General features: G+C 72.6%; 12 protein-coding genes. 9 read left to right on the top strand and 3 right to left on the bottom strand.

Going from position 1 to position 13,774, the window contains the following annotated elements:
* Positions 1-312 precede the first annotated feature (312 nt).
* The 9 genes from SM447_RS24910 to SM447_RS24870 all read left to right on the top strand — a co-directional run bounded on the left by SM447_RS24910 (position 313) and on the right by SM447_RS24870 (position 9,779).
* Positions 313-666, top strand: a complete 354-nt coding sequence (locus tag SM447_RS24910; protein ID WP_474575278.1) for a VOC family protein — start codon at positions 313-315, stop codon at positions 664-666.
* Positions 656-1,888 (top strand): deoxyguanosinetriphosphate triphosphohydrolase, encoded by a 1,233-nt coding sequence (locus tag SM447_RS24905; RefSeq protein ID WP_474575277.1) that lies wholly within the window; start codon positions 656-658, stop codon positions 1,886-1,888. The genes SM447_RS24910 and SM447_RS24905 overlap by 11 nt, the downstream gene beginning before the upstream one ends.
* A gap of 52 nt (positions 1,889-1,940) precedes the next feature.
* Positions 1,941-2,786, top strand: a complete 846-nt coding sequence (locus tag SM447_RS24900) for a siderophore-interacting protein (RefSeq protein WP_474575276.1) — start codon at positions 1,941-1,943, stop codon at positions 2,784-2,786.
* 142 nt (positions 2,787-2,928) lie between these two features.
* A complete protein-coding gene (locus SM447_RS24895) occupies positions 2,929-4,566 on the top strand; it encodes a BCCT family transporter (RefSeq protein WP_474575304.1) in 1,638 nt (545 codons plus the stop codon).
* A 177-nt stretch (positions 4,567-4,743) separates the two neighbouring features.
* A complete protein-coding gene (gene dnaG, locus SM447_RS24890; protein ID WP_474575275.1) occupies positions 4,744-6,609 on the top strand; it encodes a DNA primase in 1,866 nt (621 codons plus the stop codon).
* Positions 6,610-6,611: 2 nt separating this feature from the next.
* On the top strand, positions 6,612-7,148 hold the full coding sequence (locus SM447_RS24885) for a hypothetical protein (protein ID WP_474575274.1): 537 nt from the start codon (positions 6,612-6,614) through the stop codon (positions 7,146-7,148).
* A gap of 61 nt (positions 7,149-7,209) precedes the next feature.
* Positions 7,210-8,142, top strand: coding sequence for an ABC transporter ATP-binding protein (locus tag SM447_RS24880; RefSeq protein ID WP_474575273.1), 933 nt, complete (start codon positions 7,210-7,212; stop codon positions 8,140-8,142).
* Positions 8,143-8,166: 24 nt separating this feature from the next.
* Positions 8,167-8,961, top strand: coding sequence for an ABC transporter permease (locus SM447_RS24875; protein WP_474575272.1), 795 nt, complete (start codon positions 8,167-8,169; stop codon positions 8,959-8,961).
* An 8-nt stretch (positions 8,962-8,969) separates the two neighbouring features.
* A complete protein-coding gene (locus SM447_RS24870) occupies positions 8,970-9,779 on the top strand; it encodes an ABC transporter permease (protein WP_474575271.1) in 810 nt (269 codons plus the stop codon).
* A 123-nt stretch (positions 9,780-9,902) separates the two neighbouring features.
* Here SM447_RS24870 and SM447_RS24865 read toward each other — a convergent pair whose 3' ends face one another.
* From SM447_RS24865 to SM447_RS24855, 3 genes are read right to left on the bottom strand one after another with little or no spacing between them, the layout of a single operon-like run.
* Positions 9,903-10,871: a TAXI family TRAP transporter solute-binding subunit gene (locus SM447_RS24865; protein WP_474575270.1), complete on the bottom strand. Its 969-nt coding sequence runs from the start codon at positions 10,869-10,871 to the stop codon at positions 9,903-9,905.
* On the bottom strand, positions 10,868-11,293 hold the full coding sequence (locus SM447_RS24860; protein WP_474575269.1) for a roadblock/LC7 domain-containing protein: 426 nt from the start codon (positions 11,291-11,293) through the stop codon (positions 10,868-10,870). Before SM447_RS24860 ends, SM447_RS24865 begins: the two co-directional genes overlap by 4 nt.
* Positions 11,293-13,719, bottom strand: a complete 2,427-nt coding sequence (locus tag SM447_RS24855) for a sensor histidine kinase (RefSeq protein WP_474575268.1) — start codon at positions 13,717-13,719, stop codon at positions 11,293-11,295. The genes SM447_RS24860 and SM447_RS24855 overlap by 1 nt, the downstream gene beginning before the upstream one ends.
* Positions 13,720-13,774 lie beyond the last annotated feature (55 nt).

The following is a 13,774-nucleotide window of genomic DNA, read 5'->3' as shown; positions in this document are numbered from 1 at the left end:
GGAGGATGCGGACCCGCCGTGGGAATGTCGCCGACGCGCCGAACCGGGTGGCCGGGCGTAACCTGACCTAAGGTCCCTGGCCGGCCTGCGGCGGGCCCAGACAACGACCGGCGGCGTTGGAGATCGGTCCGGATGCGACACCGGTATCCGGACCGATCTCCGCCTTGCCGGCCGCCGCCTGGACTCCGCCTCGGCGTGACGGAGGACCTTGACACAGGCCCTGGCCCGTGGGCCGACGTCGCGAAGGGATGGCCGGATGAGATCGCGTACCGAGCTGTCGGAGGCTGGCCCGGCCGCGGCGGTGGTGCCGGCATGACCAGCGTGTGGGAGAGCCTGACCGTCGACGCCCGGGACCCGGGCCGGCTGGCCCGTTGGTGGGCCGAGGCGCTCGGGTACCAGATCGTCGAGGAACGGCCGGACGAGGTGGAGATCCGGCAGAGTGCGGACCGGCTTCCCGGCATCGTCTTCGTGCCCGTGACCGGTGCCAAGGAGAGCAAGAACCGGCTGCATCTGGACCTGCGCCCGACCGATCGGGAGGCCGAGGTGGAACGGCTGGTCGACATGGGTGCCCGGCACGTCGACGTCGGTCAGGACGGCGACGACTGGACCGTGCTGGCCGACCCGGAGGGCAACGAGTTCTGCGTGCTGCGGCAGCGTGGGGATTGAGCCGGACGCGGCCCGTCGGGCGACCGAGCCGGTCAAGGACCCGGAGCACGGCCGGTCCCCGTACGAGCGGGACCGCGCCCGGGTGCTGCACTCGGCGGCGTTCCGCAGGCTGGCCGCGAAGACCCAGGTGCACACGGCCGGCACCGACGACTTCCTGCGGACCCGGTTGACCCACTCGTTGGAGGTGGCCCAGATCGCCCGGGAGATGGGCGCTCGGCTGGGCTGCGACCCGGATGTGGTGGACACCGCGGGGCTGGCCCACGACCTCGGGCACCCGCCGTTCGGTCACAACGGCGAGGCCATGCTGGACGAGTTGGCCGCCGACTGCGGTGGGTTCGAGGGCAACGCCCAGACGCTGCGCGTACTGACCCGCCTGGAGGCCAAGGTGTACGGGCCCGACGGCGAGTCCGCCGGGCTGAACCTCACCCGCGCCTCACTGGACGCGGTCGGCAAGTATCCGTGGACCCGCCGGCCGGGCCGGCGCAAGTTCGGGGCGTACGCCGACGACCTGCCCGCCTTCGAGTGGGTCCGCGAGGGCGCGCCGCCCGGTGAGCGGCGCTGCCTGGAGGCGCAGGTGATGGACTGGGCCGACGACGTGGCGTACTCGGTGCACGACGTCGAGGACGGCATCCACGGCGGGTACCTCACCCTGGAGCCGCTGCTCGCCGACGCCGACGAGCGGGCGGCGCTCTGCGCCGACGTGGCCGCTGTCTACTCGACCGAGCCGCCGGGCTACCTCGACGAGGCGCTGGTCGAACTGCTCGCCGATCCGGTGCTCGCCCCGCTGGCCGGCTACGACGGCAGCCACCGGGCTCAGGCCGCGCTCAAGGCCACCACCAGCGTGTTGACCGGTCGCTTCGTGGCGACCGCCGTCGCCGCCACCACCGAGCGCTTCGGCCCGGGGCCACATCGGCGGTACGCCGCCGACCTGGTCGTGCCCCGGTCGTTGCGCGCCCGGTGCGCGCTGCTCAAGGGCATCGCCCTGCGCTACGTGATGCGTCGGCCCGGCGCGCAGGGGCGCTACCGGCGGCAGCGGGAGATCGTCGCCGGCCTCGTGGAGGCACTCGCCGCGCGGGCACCGGACGCGCTCGACCCGGTCTTCGCCCCGCTGTGGCGGAGCGCACCGGACGACGGCGCCCGACTGCGGGTGGTGATCGACCAGGTGGCCTCGCTGACCGATCCCGCCGCCCTGGCCTGGCACGAGCGCCTGATCAGAAGCTGACACCGGGGCCGGTGGGCGACCGGCGCCCCACGAGTGAGGTTAGCCTTACCGAATGACGGATCGTCCGAAGAAGGTCACCTCCGCCCGCGTGCTGCGTACCTGGCGGCCCACCCCGCACGTGGTTCGGCTGGTGCTCGGCGGGGACGAACTGGTCGGCCTGCCGGTCGGCGAGTTCACCGACCACTACATAAAGATCGTTTTTCCGGTCGCCGGAGTCGACCATCCGCGCCCGATCGACCTCGCCGCCATCCGGCGCGAGCTGCCCCGCGAGCAGTGGCCACGGTTGCGCGCCTACACGGTGCGGGCCTGGGACGCGGCGGCCGGTGAGCTGACCGTCGACGTCGTGCACCACGGGGACCAGGGACTGGCCGGCCCGTGGGCAGCGGCACTGCGGCCCGGCGACGAGGTGCTGTTCGTCGGCCCGGGCGGGGCCTACTCGCCGAGCCCGGAGGCCGACTGGCACCTGCTGGTCGGTGACGAGAGCGCGTTGCCGGCGATCGCCGCCTCCCTGGCCCGGCTGCCGGTCGGCGCGCCCGCGTACGTCTTCGTCGAGGTCGACGGCCCGGCCGACGAGCAGCCGCTGCCCAGCCCCGGGGAGGTCCGCCTGACCTGGCTGCACCGGGGCGAACGTCCGGTGGGTGAGGCGCTGGTGGCCGCCGTACGCGCGCTGGAGTTCCCGCCCGGGACCGTGCACGCCTTCGTGCACGGCGAGGCGTCCTTCGTACGGCAGCTGCGCCGGCTGCTGCGGGTGGACCGAGCGGTTCCCCGTGAGTGGCTGTCCATCTCCGGCTACTGGCGTCAGGGCCTGGACGACGAGGGCTGGCGGGCCACCAAGCCCGACTGGAACCGCCAGGTCGAGGCCGACGAGCAGGCACGGGTTCCCGCTCCGCTCGGTTGACCTGCGGACCGATAACCGGCAAGGTGGCACCCCAACACCGCCCTGGTGGGTCAAAAGCCGACCATCGGGGGTGATTCGCCGGAAGTCGGATCACGACCGCAGCGGAACGGGAGGATGGTCAGGGGTGACCATGACCGAGCGGATGGACGAGAAGACCGCCGAACCTGGTGGTACGGGCGGCGCTATCGACCGGATCGTGCTGGGCCTGGGCGTCGGCGGGGTGCTCGCCGTGGTCGTCTGGGGCGTGTCGGCCCGCGACTCGCTGGCCAGCGTCGGCGAGTCCGGTCTGACGTGGGTGATCGACACGTTCGGCTGGTTCTTCGTGGTGGCGGCCAATGCCTTCCTGGTGCTGGCGGTGGTGCTGGCGCTGTCCCGGTTCGGCCGCATCCGGCTGGGCCGCGACGACGAGGAGCCGGAGTTCACCACCCTCGCCTGGATCGCCATGATGTTCAGCGCCGGCATGGGCATCGGCCTGGTCTTCTTCGCCGTCGCCGAACCCATCCAGCACTACGCCACGCCGCCCCCGGCGACCGGCGTTCCGCCGGAGACCGGGCAGGCGGCGTCGGCGGCGATGCAGTACACGCTCTTCCACTGGACCCTGCACCCGTGGGCGATCTACGCGGTGGTGGCGCTGGCGCTGGCCTACTCGACGTTCCGTCGCGGCCGGCAGAACCGCATCTCTGCGGCGTTCCGGCCGCTCATCGGGGACCGGGCCGACGGTGCCACCGGCCGGGTCATCGACCTGCTGGCCGTCTTCGCCACCGTCTTCGGCTCCGCCACCAGCCTCGGTCTCGGCGCTCTCCAGGTCGCCGCCGGGCTCGACCTGGTCGCCGGCGTGCCGGACAGCACCGCGGTCGAACTGGTGGTGATCGGGGCGCTCACCCTGGCGTTCGTCATCTCCGCCTTCACCGGGCTGCACCGGGGCATCAAGTGGCTCTCCACCACAAACGTGGTGCTGGCGGTCGCGCTGATGCTCTTCGTCTTCGTGGTCGGGCCGACCATCTACACCCTCGAGGTACTGCCCGCCTCCATCGGTGACTACCTGAACAACCTGATCTTCATGTCCACCCGCACCGGAGCGTTCTCCGACCACGCCTGGCTGGGCGGCTGGACGATCTTCTACTGGGCGTGGTGGATCTCCTGGGCGCCCTTCGTCGGCACCTTCATCGCCCGCATCTCCCGGGGTCGTAACGTCCGGCAGTTCCTGATCGGCGTGTTGCTGGTACCCAGCGGCGCCAGCGCCGTGTGGTTCGCGATCATGGGTGGCAGCGCGCTGCGGGTGCAGGCCACCGGGGTGCGTGACCTGGTCGCGGACGCGACCGCCAGCAGCGAGCAGGCGTTGTTCGGATTGCTCGACGCGTTGCCGCTGGCGGCGCTGAGCAGCGTGCTCGCCATGGTGCTCATCGCGCTGTACTTCGTGACCAGCGCCGACTCCGCCTCGCTGGTGCTCGGCTCGTTGACCTCCCGGGGTGCCCTGCGCCCGCACCGGGTGCTCGTGGTCAGCTGGGGAATCCTGATCGGCGCGGTCGCCGCGGTGCTGCTGCTGGTCGGCGGGCTCAACGCGCTCCAGCAGGCCACCATCATGGTGGCGCTGCCGTTCGTGGTGGTGATGCTCGGACTGGCCGCCGCCCTGATCAAGGACATGGCCCAGGATCCACTGCTGGCCGCGCCGGCCCGCAACCGCCGGCACGGCCTGGCCGAAGCGGTCCGCGCCGCCCGGTCGTACGAGGAGGAGGATCCGCCGCCGGTGCGGCGGTACCTGCGTCGCCGTCCTCGCTGACCGTTCCTGCCCGCCGCGCCGCTGCCCTTCGCCCACACTCGGCGCGCCGCTGTCCGCGTGTGCCCGCGTGTTCCCGTGTGTTAATAAGGGGCCCTTCCTCTACCGCAGGCGTTAACAGGGGGCCCTTCCTTACCCGCGTGAGCGGGCAGGCAGGATGTAGGTGGAGGGGGTGGCGCAATGACGGGGCGGATCCGGGACGAGGACATCGCGCTGGTCCGCGAACGTACGTCCATCGCCGAGATCATCTCTGACACGGTGACGCTCAAGTCGGCCGGCGGCGGCAACCTCAAGGGGCTCTGCCCCTTCCACGACGAGAAGAGCCCGTCGTTCAACGTCTCGCCCGCCCGCAACGTCTGGTACTGCTTCGGTTGCGGTGCCGGCGGCGACGCCATCAAGTTCCTGATGGACGCCGAGCACCTCAGCTTCGTCGAGGCGGTGGAGCGGCTCGCCGCCCGCGCCGGCCTGCAACTGCGGTACGTGGAGGACGACCGGTCCGCGCCTCGGGCGAACCGCCCGCAGCAGGGGCAGAAGCAGCGGCTGGTGGCGGCGCACGCCGCCGCCGTCGAGTTCTACACCGCCCAGCTGGCCACGGCCGGTGCCCGTCCCGCCCGGGAGTTCCTGGCCGAGCGCGGCTTCGACCGGGCCGCCGCGCATCGGTACGGCTGCGGCTTCGCCCCCGACGGCTGGGACCTGCTCACCAGACACCTGCGCCAGCAGGGCTTCACCCACGACGAACTGGTCACCGCCGGGCTGTCCCGCCCGGCCCGCTCGGGCAGCCTGATCGACCGGTTCCGCCGCCGGCTGCTCTGGCCGATCCGGGACCTGACCGGCGACGTGATCGGCTTCGGTGCGCGCAAGCTCTTCGCCGACGACGACGGCCCGAAGTACCTCAACACTCCCGAGACGCCGATCTACAAGAAGTCCCACGTGCTCTACGGCATCGACCAGGCCAAGCGGGAGATCGCAAAGCAGGGCCGGGTGGTGGTGGTCGAGGGCTACACCGACGTGATGGCGTGCCACCTGGCCGGCGTACCGACCGCCGTGGCGACCTGCGGCACCGCGTTCGGCGCCGACCACATCGGCGTGCTGCGGCGGCTGCTGCTGGACACCGACGCGGTCGCTGGAGAGATCATCTTCACCTTCGACGGGGACGCGGCCGGGCAGAAGGCCGCGCTGCGCGCCTTCGACGACGACCAGCGTTTCGTCGGGCGTACCTTCATCGCGGTCAGCCCCGACAACATGGACCCGTGCGAGCTGCGCCTGGCAAAGGGCGACCTGGCCGTCCGCGATCTGGTCGCCCGCCGCGAGCCGCTTGTCGACTTCGCGCTGCGCCACGTGATCAGCCGGTACGACCTGGACACCGTCGACGGTCGGGTCGAGGCGATGCGCCGCGCCGCGCCGCTGGTGGCGAAGCTCAAGGACCGGGAGAAGCGCCCGGAGTACGTCCGCAAGCTCGCCGGTGACCTCGGCATGGAGATCGAGCCGGTACAGCGGGCGGTGCTCGCCGCCGCCTCGGGACGCCCGGGAGACGAGCCGACCGTGCGCCCCGGCCGCACCGAGCCGACCGTGGACAGCCCACAGTCGATGGTCGAGCGGGAGGCGCTCAAGCTGGCCCTGCAGGAGCCGGTGCTGGCCGGACCGATGTTCGACGCGGTCGAGGCGAGCGACTACCGGCATCCGGTGCACGTGGCCGTCCGGGTAGCGGTCGCCGCGGCTGGCGGTGCCGCGTCGGCGGCCGGCGGCGCGGTGTGGATCGAGGCGGTACGGGACGCCTGCGCGGACCTGGCCGCCCAGGCCCTGGTCGGCGAGCTGGCCGTGGAGCCGCTGCGGATCGACGGGGAACCCGACCCGCGCTACGTCTCAATCACGATGGCCCGGTTGCAGTGGGGATCGGTCACCGCGCGGATCCGGGAGCTGAAGTCCCGGATCCAGCGGATCAATCCGGTCAACAACAAGGACGAGTACTTCGCCGCCTTCGGTGAGCTGCTCTCACTGGAGCAGCACGCCCGTGCCCTGCGCGAGCAGGCGGCGGGAGGGTTGTAGGGATGCCACTTTTCCGCCGCCGGCCCAAGCTGCCACCGGCCGACCGGCCGCCACTGGAGCGCGACGAGCGGGTGCTTGCCTGGGCCGCCGCCGGCAACGGCGAAGGCGACGGGGTGGTGGTCGCCACCAATCTCGGGCTCTGGCTGCCGGGGCGGGGCCACCGCATCGGCTGGCACGACATCGTCAAGGCCGTCTGGTCGGGCCGGGAGCTGACCGTGACCCCGGGGGAACAGACCGCCGAGCGGGACGGTTACCGGGTGGTCGCCGACCTGCCCGCCGAGCGGTACCTGCTGCTCGATCCGGGTGACCTGCCGCACCAGGTTCGTACCCGGGTCACCCGATCCGTCGCGTACACCCAGCACCACGCCCTGCCCGGCGGATCCGGCCGGATCGTCGGCCGCCGCGTCCCCGGCAGCGACGGGCTGACCTGGATGGTCCACTACGACCCCGGCACCCCCATCGACGACCCGGACGTCCTCGCGGAGACCGACCGCCTCGTCGCGGCCGCCCGCACCGCCACCACCCCCCACGACCTCTGAGGTCGCGTCCGGTCGCTCTTAATCCGTTGGAAGTGTCGTACCCGGTGTCTAAGGTCCGGGGGTGACCACGGCACAACCACTCATCCAGGCTCGGGGGTTGGTGAAGCGGTTCGGCGGCTTCACCGCCGTCGACGGCATCGACGTGGAGGTCCGCGCCGGTGAGGCGTTCGGTTTCCTCGGGCCCAACGGTGCCGGCAAGTCGTCCACCATGCGGATGGTCGGCTGCACCTCGCCGCCCAGCGGCGGAGAGCTGCGCATCCTGGGCATGGATCCGGTGCGGGACGGTCCGGCCATCCGGGCCCGGCTCGGGGTGTGTCCGCAGCTCGACAACCTCGACCCGGAGCTGACCGTCCGGGAGAACCTGACGACGTACGCGCGCTACTTCGGCATCCCACGCCGGACGGCCCGGGCACGCGCCGCCGAGCTGCTCGACTTCGTGCAGCTCAGCGACCGGGCGGACAGCAAGGTCGAGCCGCTCTCCGGTGGCATGAAGCGCCGGCTCACCATCGCCCGCGCGCTGGTCAACGAGCCGGACATCGTGCTGCTCGACGAGCCGACCACCGGTCTCGACCCGCAGGCCCGGCACCTGGTCTGGGAGCGCCTGTTCCGGCTCAAGCAACAGGGCGTCACGCTGGTGCTCACCACGCACTACATGGACGAGGCCGAGCAGCTCTGCGACCGACTGGTCGTGATGGACGGCGGGCGGATCGTCGCCGAAGGATCACCGCGCACGCTCATCGAGCGGCATTCCACCCGCGAGGTGGTCGAGCTGCGGTTCGCCGCCGAATCGCAGGAGGCGTTCGCCGGCAAGCTGGACGGCCTGGGTGAGCGCGTCGAGGTGCTGCCCGACCGGATCCTGCTCTACGTGCCCGACGGTGACGCGGCGGTGGCCGAGGTGGCCGCGCTCGGTCTGCACCCGACCAACGTGCTGGTCCGGCGCAGCAGCCTGGAGGACGTCTTCCTGCACCTCACCGGCCGCACCCTCGTCGACTGAGCCCAGGACCGGAAGAGAGCTGGCATGACACAACTGACCCGGGACCGACCCGCCCTGCCACGGGTGCCGGCGCTGCGGGTGCTCGAATACCACCTGATGGGTTACCGGCGCACCTGGCGGGCCGGTGCCTTCTCGTCCTTCCTGCTGCCCACGCTGACCGTGCTCGGGTTCGGGGTGGGCGTCGGGGCGTACATCGACCGGGGTGTCGGCGGTGTCTCCTACCTGGAGTGGATCGTCGGCGGATTGCTCGCGTCGACGGCGTTGCAGGTGGCTGTCGCCGAGTCGACGTGGCCGGTGTTCGGCAACCTCCAGTGGCAGAAGATCTACCTCGGGCAGCGCTCCTCCCCGCTGCGGGTCGGCGACATCCTCGCCGGCCACCTGTCGTTCGTGCTGTTCCGGGTGCTGACCTCGGTCACCGCGTTTCTGCTGGTGACCGGCGTGCTCGGGGCGCTGCGGTCGCCATGGGCGGTGCTTGCGGTGCCGGTGGCGGCGCTGCTCGCCCTGGCCGTCGCCGCGCCGACCTTCGCCTACGCCGCATCGGTCGACTCGGACAGTTGGCTCGCCATGCTGTTCCGCTTCGCGGTGATCCCGATGACCCTGTTCGCCGGGGTGTTCTTCCCGGTCGAGTCGCTGCCGCTGGTGCTGCGTTGGCTCGCGTACGTCACGCCGCTGTGGCACGCCGTGGACCTGAGTCGGGCGGCGGTGCTCGGGGTCGCGCCGCACTGGTCGGTCGCCGGTCACCTGTGCTACCTGGCCGCCTGGGCGGCCGGGGGATGGCTGCTCGCCCGCCGCGCCTTCGCCCGCAAGCTCGTCGTCTAGGAGGGGTCATGGTCAGTCTGATGCTGCCCCGGCTGGTCGACGTCTCGGCCGCGTCGCGGCGATCCGCCTCGGTCACCGAGCGGAACGTCGCGGCCCTGAGGTCCGTCTACTGGCTGCTGCTCGTCTCCGGTTTCGTCGAGCCGCTGCTCTATCTGCTCTCCATCGGCGTCGGGGTGGGCGCCCTGATCGGCGACCTGACGCTGCCCAGCGGCGCGGTCGTCACGTACGCGGCCTTCGTCGCCCCGGCCATGCTCGCCTCGTCGGCGATGACCGGCGCGCTGGCGGAAACCACCTTCAACTTCTTCGGGAAGATGAAGTACATGAAGCTGTACGACGGGGTGATCGCCACGCCGGTGCAGCCGTTCGAGATCGCCCTGGGCGAGCTGGCCTGGGCGATGCTGCGGGGCAGCGCGTACTCGGCCGCCTTCCTGGTGGTGATGGTCGTGATGGACCTGACCACTCCCGTTCGCGCCCTCGCCGCCTTCCCGGCGGCGGTGCTGGTCGGCTTCGCCTTCGGCGCGCTCGGCATGGCGATCTCCACGTTCATGCGCAGCTGGCAGGACTTCGACCTGATCAGCTCGGCACAGTTCGTCCTGTTCCTGTTCTCCGGCACCTTCGTGCCCGCCGAGGCGTACCCGGCGGTGCTGCGGTGGCTGGTCGAGGTGACTCCGCTCTACCGTGCCGTGCACCTGATCCGTGAGCTGACCGTCGACACGGGCGGCTGGAGCTGGCTGGTCGACGTGCTCTACCTGCTCGCCGTGCTGGTCGCCGGCCTGCTGATCGCCTCCCGCCGGATGGCCCGCCTGCTCTACAAGTAGGTCGCGGGTGGTCCCGCACCGCCCGGGCGTCCCGGGTGCCCGGCGATTCGTGGCACTCCAGGTGTCCTCAGGCCGGCGTTTCGTCCACCAGGAGTGCCACAGTCCTCGTCGCGCCTCAGAGGGTCAGCCGCCCTGGTAGTAGCGGGCGGCGCCGGGGTGCAGGGGGATGGGGTCGGTGGTGGCGGCGGATTCGCGGTCGAAGTTGCGCGCCTCGGGGTGCGCCACGGCCAGGTCGGCCTGGTAGGTGAAGAGCAGGCGGGTCAGGTCGTACGCCAGGTCGTCCGGCATGTCCGCGCTGACCAGGATCACGTTGGCGACCGTCACGGTCGGGGTGCCGGACGGCGTGTCGTAGGCGTCGCGGGGCAGCTCGGCGGTGGTGTAGACCGAGCCGTGCGCCGCGGTCAGCGGCTCGATCAGGTCGGCGACCGGCAGCAGGGCGAACCGGTCCGGTGCGCTGCTGATCAGGTCGGCGATGCCCGGGGTGGGCAGACCGCCGGAGAAGAACATCGCGTCGAGCGTGCCGCTGCGCATCCGGGTCACCGTCTCCGGCAGCGACAGCCGGGCCCGGCGTACGTCCCGCTCCGGATCGAGCCCGGCGGCGGAGAGCAGCCGGCCGGCGATGACGTCGGTGCCGGACTTGGGTGAGCCGGTGGAGACCCGCTTTCCACGTAGCCCGGCGAGGTCGGCGATCTGGGCGTCGGCCCGGACGATCACGTGGGTGTAGTTGCTGTAGACCCGGGCCAGCGCCCGCACCGGCTGTGGCCGGCCGTTGAAGGCGCCGCGTCCGGCGCTGGCGTCCGCCGCCGTGTCGGCCAGGCTGAAGGCGATCTCCATGTCGCCCTCGACCAGCCGGGTGATGTTCTCACCGGAGGCCCCGGTGGGTTCGGCCCGCGCCTCGTAGCCGGGCAGGTGACGGCTGATGACGTCGGCGTAGCCGCCGCCGAGCTGGTAGTAGACCCCGGTGGTGTTGCCGGTGGCCAGGAAGATCCGCCCGTCGTGCCAGGGGCGCGGCTCCGGGCTGCTCTCCGCCGCGCAGCCCGCGACGACCGTGACGACCAGCAGCGCCGCCACGAACCAGCGGCCCCGGCTCATGCCGGCACCCCGCCGTGCTGGGGGTCCGCCCAGGCCCGGGCCGCCGGTTCGAGCGCCTCGGCGACCCGCTGGACCAGCGTCGCCGTCTCGTAGCCGATCTGGCCCAGGTCGCACCCGGAGGCGGCCAGCACTCCGAGCAGGGCACGGTCGCCGACGGCCATCACCAGCAGCACGCCGCCGTCCATGTCGACGATCTGCTGCCGGACCCGCCCGGCGGACATCAGCCGGGCTGCGCCGACGGTCAGGCTGGCCAGCCCGCTGATCACGGCGGCGAGCTGGTCGGCCTGATCGGTCGAGAGGTGGGGTGAGGCCGCCAGCCGCAGCCCGTCCCCGGAGACGGCGAGGGCGTGCGACACGTCCGGTACCTGCTCGGCGAAGTTCGCCAGGAGCCAGTCGAGGCCAGGGCTGCCGTTGGGCATCATCAGGGTCTCCCGTTCGTCTGCTGGTTACGTCGCATCGCGTGGGCCACCCCGGCGGAGAGGGCCGAGAGCCGGGCCCGTACCACCTCGGGGTCGAGCAGGTCCGGGGCGGCCTGCGGCTGCGGCACGTCGTGCAGTTCCGCCTGGAGGCCGCCGCCGCGGATCCGTCGGGGCAGCCCCACGGCGGTGCCCTGTTCCGGGCGGGCAGCGTCGGGCCGCCAGGCCGGCATCCCGTTGGCCGAGGCGGTCGATCCGTTCGGCGTAGTGCCGACCGGCTGCCCGGGCGCACCGGTGGGCGGCTGGCCCGGCTGCGCCGCTGACCAGGACGTCGCCCCGTTGCGTACCACGGGCAGGGTCATCGTCGGTGCCCGATGCACGTCGAACCGGTCCGGTCCGGCGCCGGCCGGCATCGCGGCGACCTCCGTGCCGCGGGGTCGGAACCAGGCAGCGACGGCCGGGGACGCCGGGCGGCCGACGGTGGTGGGTCGGCCGGTGACCTGCTCCATCCGGGTGAGCACCGCCTCCGGCACGTCCACCTGGGCCACCGTGCCGGCACCGGCGCTGTGCAGCCGCACCTGGATGCCGTGCCGGGCGGCCAGGTGGGCCACCACGTGCAGGCCCATGCTGCCGGCCGCGGCGCTGGAGAGTACGGCCGGTGCGCGCAGCCGCTCGTTGATCTCGGCAAGCCGGCTCTCGCCGATGCCGATGCCCTGGTCGTGTACGCGCAGGGTGAGCCCGTCGACGGTACGCCGACCGTCCACATGCACCGGCGTGTGCGGCGGGGAGTAGGAGGTGGCATTCTCCAGCAGCTCGGCCAGCAGGTGCACCAGATTGCCCACCGCCGAGCCGTGCACTGCGGCGGTCGGCACGTCGATCTCGACCCGGGCGTACTCCTCGATCTCGGAGGCGGCACCGCGCACCACATCGGCCACCAGGTGTGGCCCGTCCTGCGACCGACCGGGCTCGCCGCCGGCCAGGACCAGCAGGTTCTCCCCGTTCCGCCGCATCCGGGCGGCGAGATGGTCGAGGGCGAAGAGCCGGCCCAGCGCGTCCGGATCCGTCTCCTCCCGCTCGAACTCGTCGAGCAGACGCAGCTGCCGGGTGATCAGGGTACGGATCCGGCGGGCCAGCGCCTCGACCATCCGGGTCACGTCCATCCGCAGCTCGGCCTGCTCACCGGCGAGCCGCAGCGCGGCCCGGTTGACGGTGTCGAACGCCTCCGCCACCTGGGCGATCTCGTCGCGTCCTCGGCTGATCCCCGCGGTGAGCTGCGAGGCCGGCCCGTCGACCGGCCCGCTGTCCCCGGCCGAGATGGCGGTGATCCGTTCGGGCAGCTCGCGATGCGCCATGGTCAGCGCCGCCACCCGCAGCCGGCGCAGCCGCCGGCTGGTGCGTACCGCCAGCAGTGCGGCAGCGGCCAGTGAGAGCAACGCCAGGGTGGCAGTGGAACCACCGGTGATCAGGGCTCGTTGGCGCGCGTGCGTGGCCAGCTCTGCGGCACGGCGGTCGAGTTCGTCGGAGAGTTCCCGGCCGAGCAGGTTGAACCGGCGGATGGCACCGCTCTGGGCGACGTACCAGGCGTCGCCGTCGGCGGCGAGCGCGGCGGGTTCGGTGTCGGCGTTCAACGCGCTGTCGCGCATCCGCCGCGCGGTGGAGACGTCGCCGCCGGCGAGCAGCCGGGTGTACGCGTCGGCGGCGCGCTCCCCGGCGATCCGGGAGAACTCGGCCTGCCGCTGTTCCTGCGCTCCGCGCAGCCGGCCCAACCGCGCGAGTTCGCCCTTGGCCAGCTCGCCCCGGACGAAGACGGCGCGCAGCAGGTCGCGTTCCAGCGACGCCAGGTGTTCCTGAGCCGCGACCGCCGCCACCTCGCGGGCCCGGTTGGCCAGCTCGGGATCGCGCAGCTGGGCGGGGAGGGCGTCGGCGACGGCGAGCAGCGACTCCACCAGAGCGACGTAGAGACCGTCGGCGGCGTCGGTGCCGAGCGCGGCCACCCGTGCCTCGTCGAGCTGGTCGAGGTGCTCGGTGACGCCGTCGAGGGCGCGACCGAGGTCCGGCGCGGTACGCCGGGCGTCGGAACTCGCGGCCCGGTAGCGTTCGCCGGCCTCGTCGACCCGGCGTCGCTGGGCGTCGACCAGTTGCCGGCCGGAGGTACCGCCGCGCTGGCGAAGCGCGGCCGTCTCGCCGAGTTCCCGCTCCAGCTCGTGCACCAGCGAGACGGTGGCGGTGGCGGTGCCGGCCAGCACCCGGGCCCGTTCGGCGTCGGTGGAGGCGGCCAGGGCGTCACCGGTCTGGATGGCCCCCAGCACGAGCAGGCCGGCGGTGGCGACCAGGATCGGCGCGAGCAGTTGGGTACGCACCGACCACAGGCGGTCGGTGTGGCCGGACGGACGGCTGTGCCGGCGTACGCGGGCCAGCGAGGACAGCGGCACGGGGGTCTCCCGAGGTCGGGGCGGCCGGACCGGGTGTCACGCGCCCCCGGCCCGG

It is taken from the genome of Micromonospora aridisoli (assembly GCF_056150025.1).
This window is presented reverse-complemented; position numbering and strand designations above follow the sequence as displayed.

What these genes read in the sequence shown, in the direction of transcription:
- SM447_RS24900 (WP_474575276.1), top strand. Translation starts at nt 1,941, where the DNA reads ATGACGGATCGTCCGAAGAAGGTCACCTCCGCCCGCGTGCTGCGTACC.
- SM447_RS24865 (WP_474575270.1), bottom strand. Translation starts at nt 10,871, where the DNA reads ATGAGCCGGGGCCGCTGGTTCGTGGCGGCGCTGCTGGTCGTCACGGTC.
- SM447_RS24860 (WP_474575269.1), bottom strand. Translation starts at nt 11,293, where the DNA reads ATGATGCCCAACGGCAGCCCTGGCCTCGACTGGCTCCTGGCGAACTTC.
- SM447_RS24910 (WP_474575278.1), top strand. Translation starts at nt 313, where the DNA reads ATGACCAGCGTGTGGGAGAGCCTGACCGTCGACGCCCGGGACCCGGGC.
- SM447_RS24885 (WP_474575274.1), top strand. Translation starts at nt 6,612, where the DNA reads ATGCCACTTTTCCGCCGCCGGCCCAAGCTGCCACCGGCCGACCGGCCG.
- SM447_RS24870 (WP_474575271.1), top strand. Translation starts at nt 8,970, where the DNA reads ATGGTCAGTCTGATGCTGCCCCGGCTGGTCGACGTCTCGGCCGCGTCG.
- SM447_RS24895 (WP_474575304.1), top strand. Translation starts at nt 2,929, where the DNA reads ATGGACGAGAAGACCGCCGAACCTGGTGGTACGGGCGGCGCTATCGAC.
- SM447_RS24875 (WP_474575272.1), top strand. Translation starts at nt 8,167, where the DNA reads ATGACACAACTGACCCGGGACCGACCCGCCCTGCCACGGGTGCCGGCG.
- dnaG (WP_474575275.1), top strand. Translation starts at nt 4,744, where the DNA reads ATGACGGGGCGGATCCGGGACGAGGACATCGCGCTGGTCCGCGAACGT.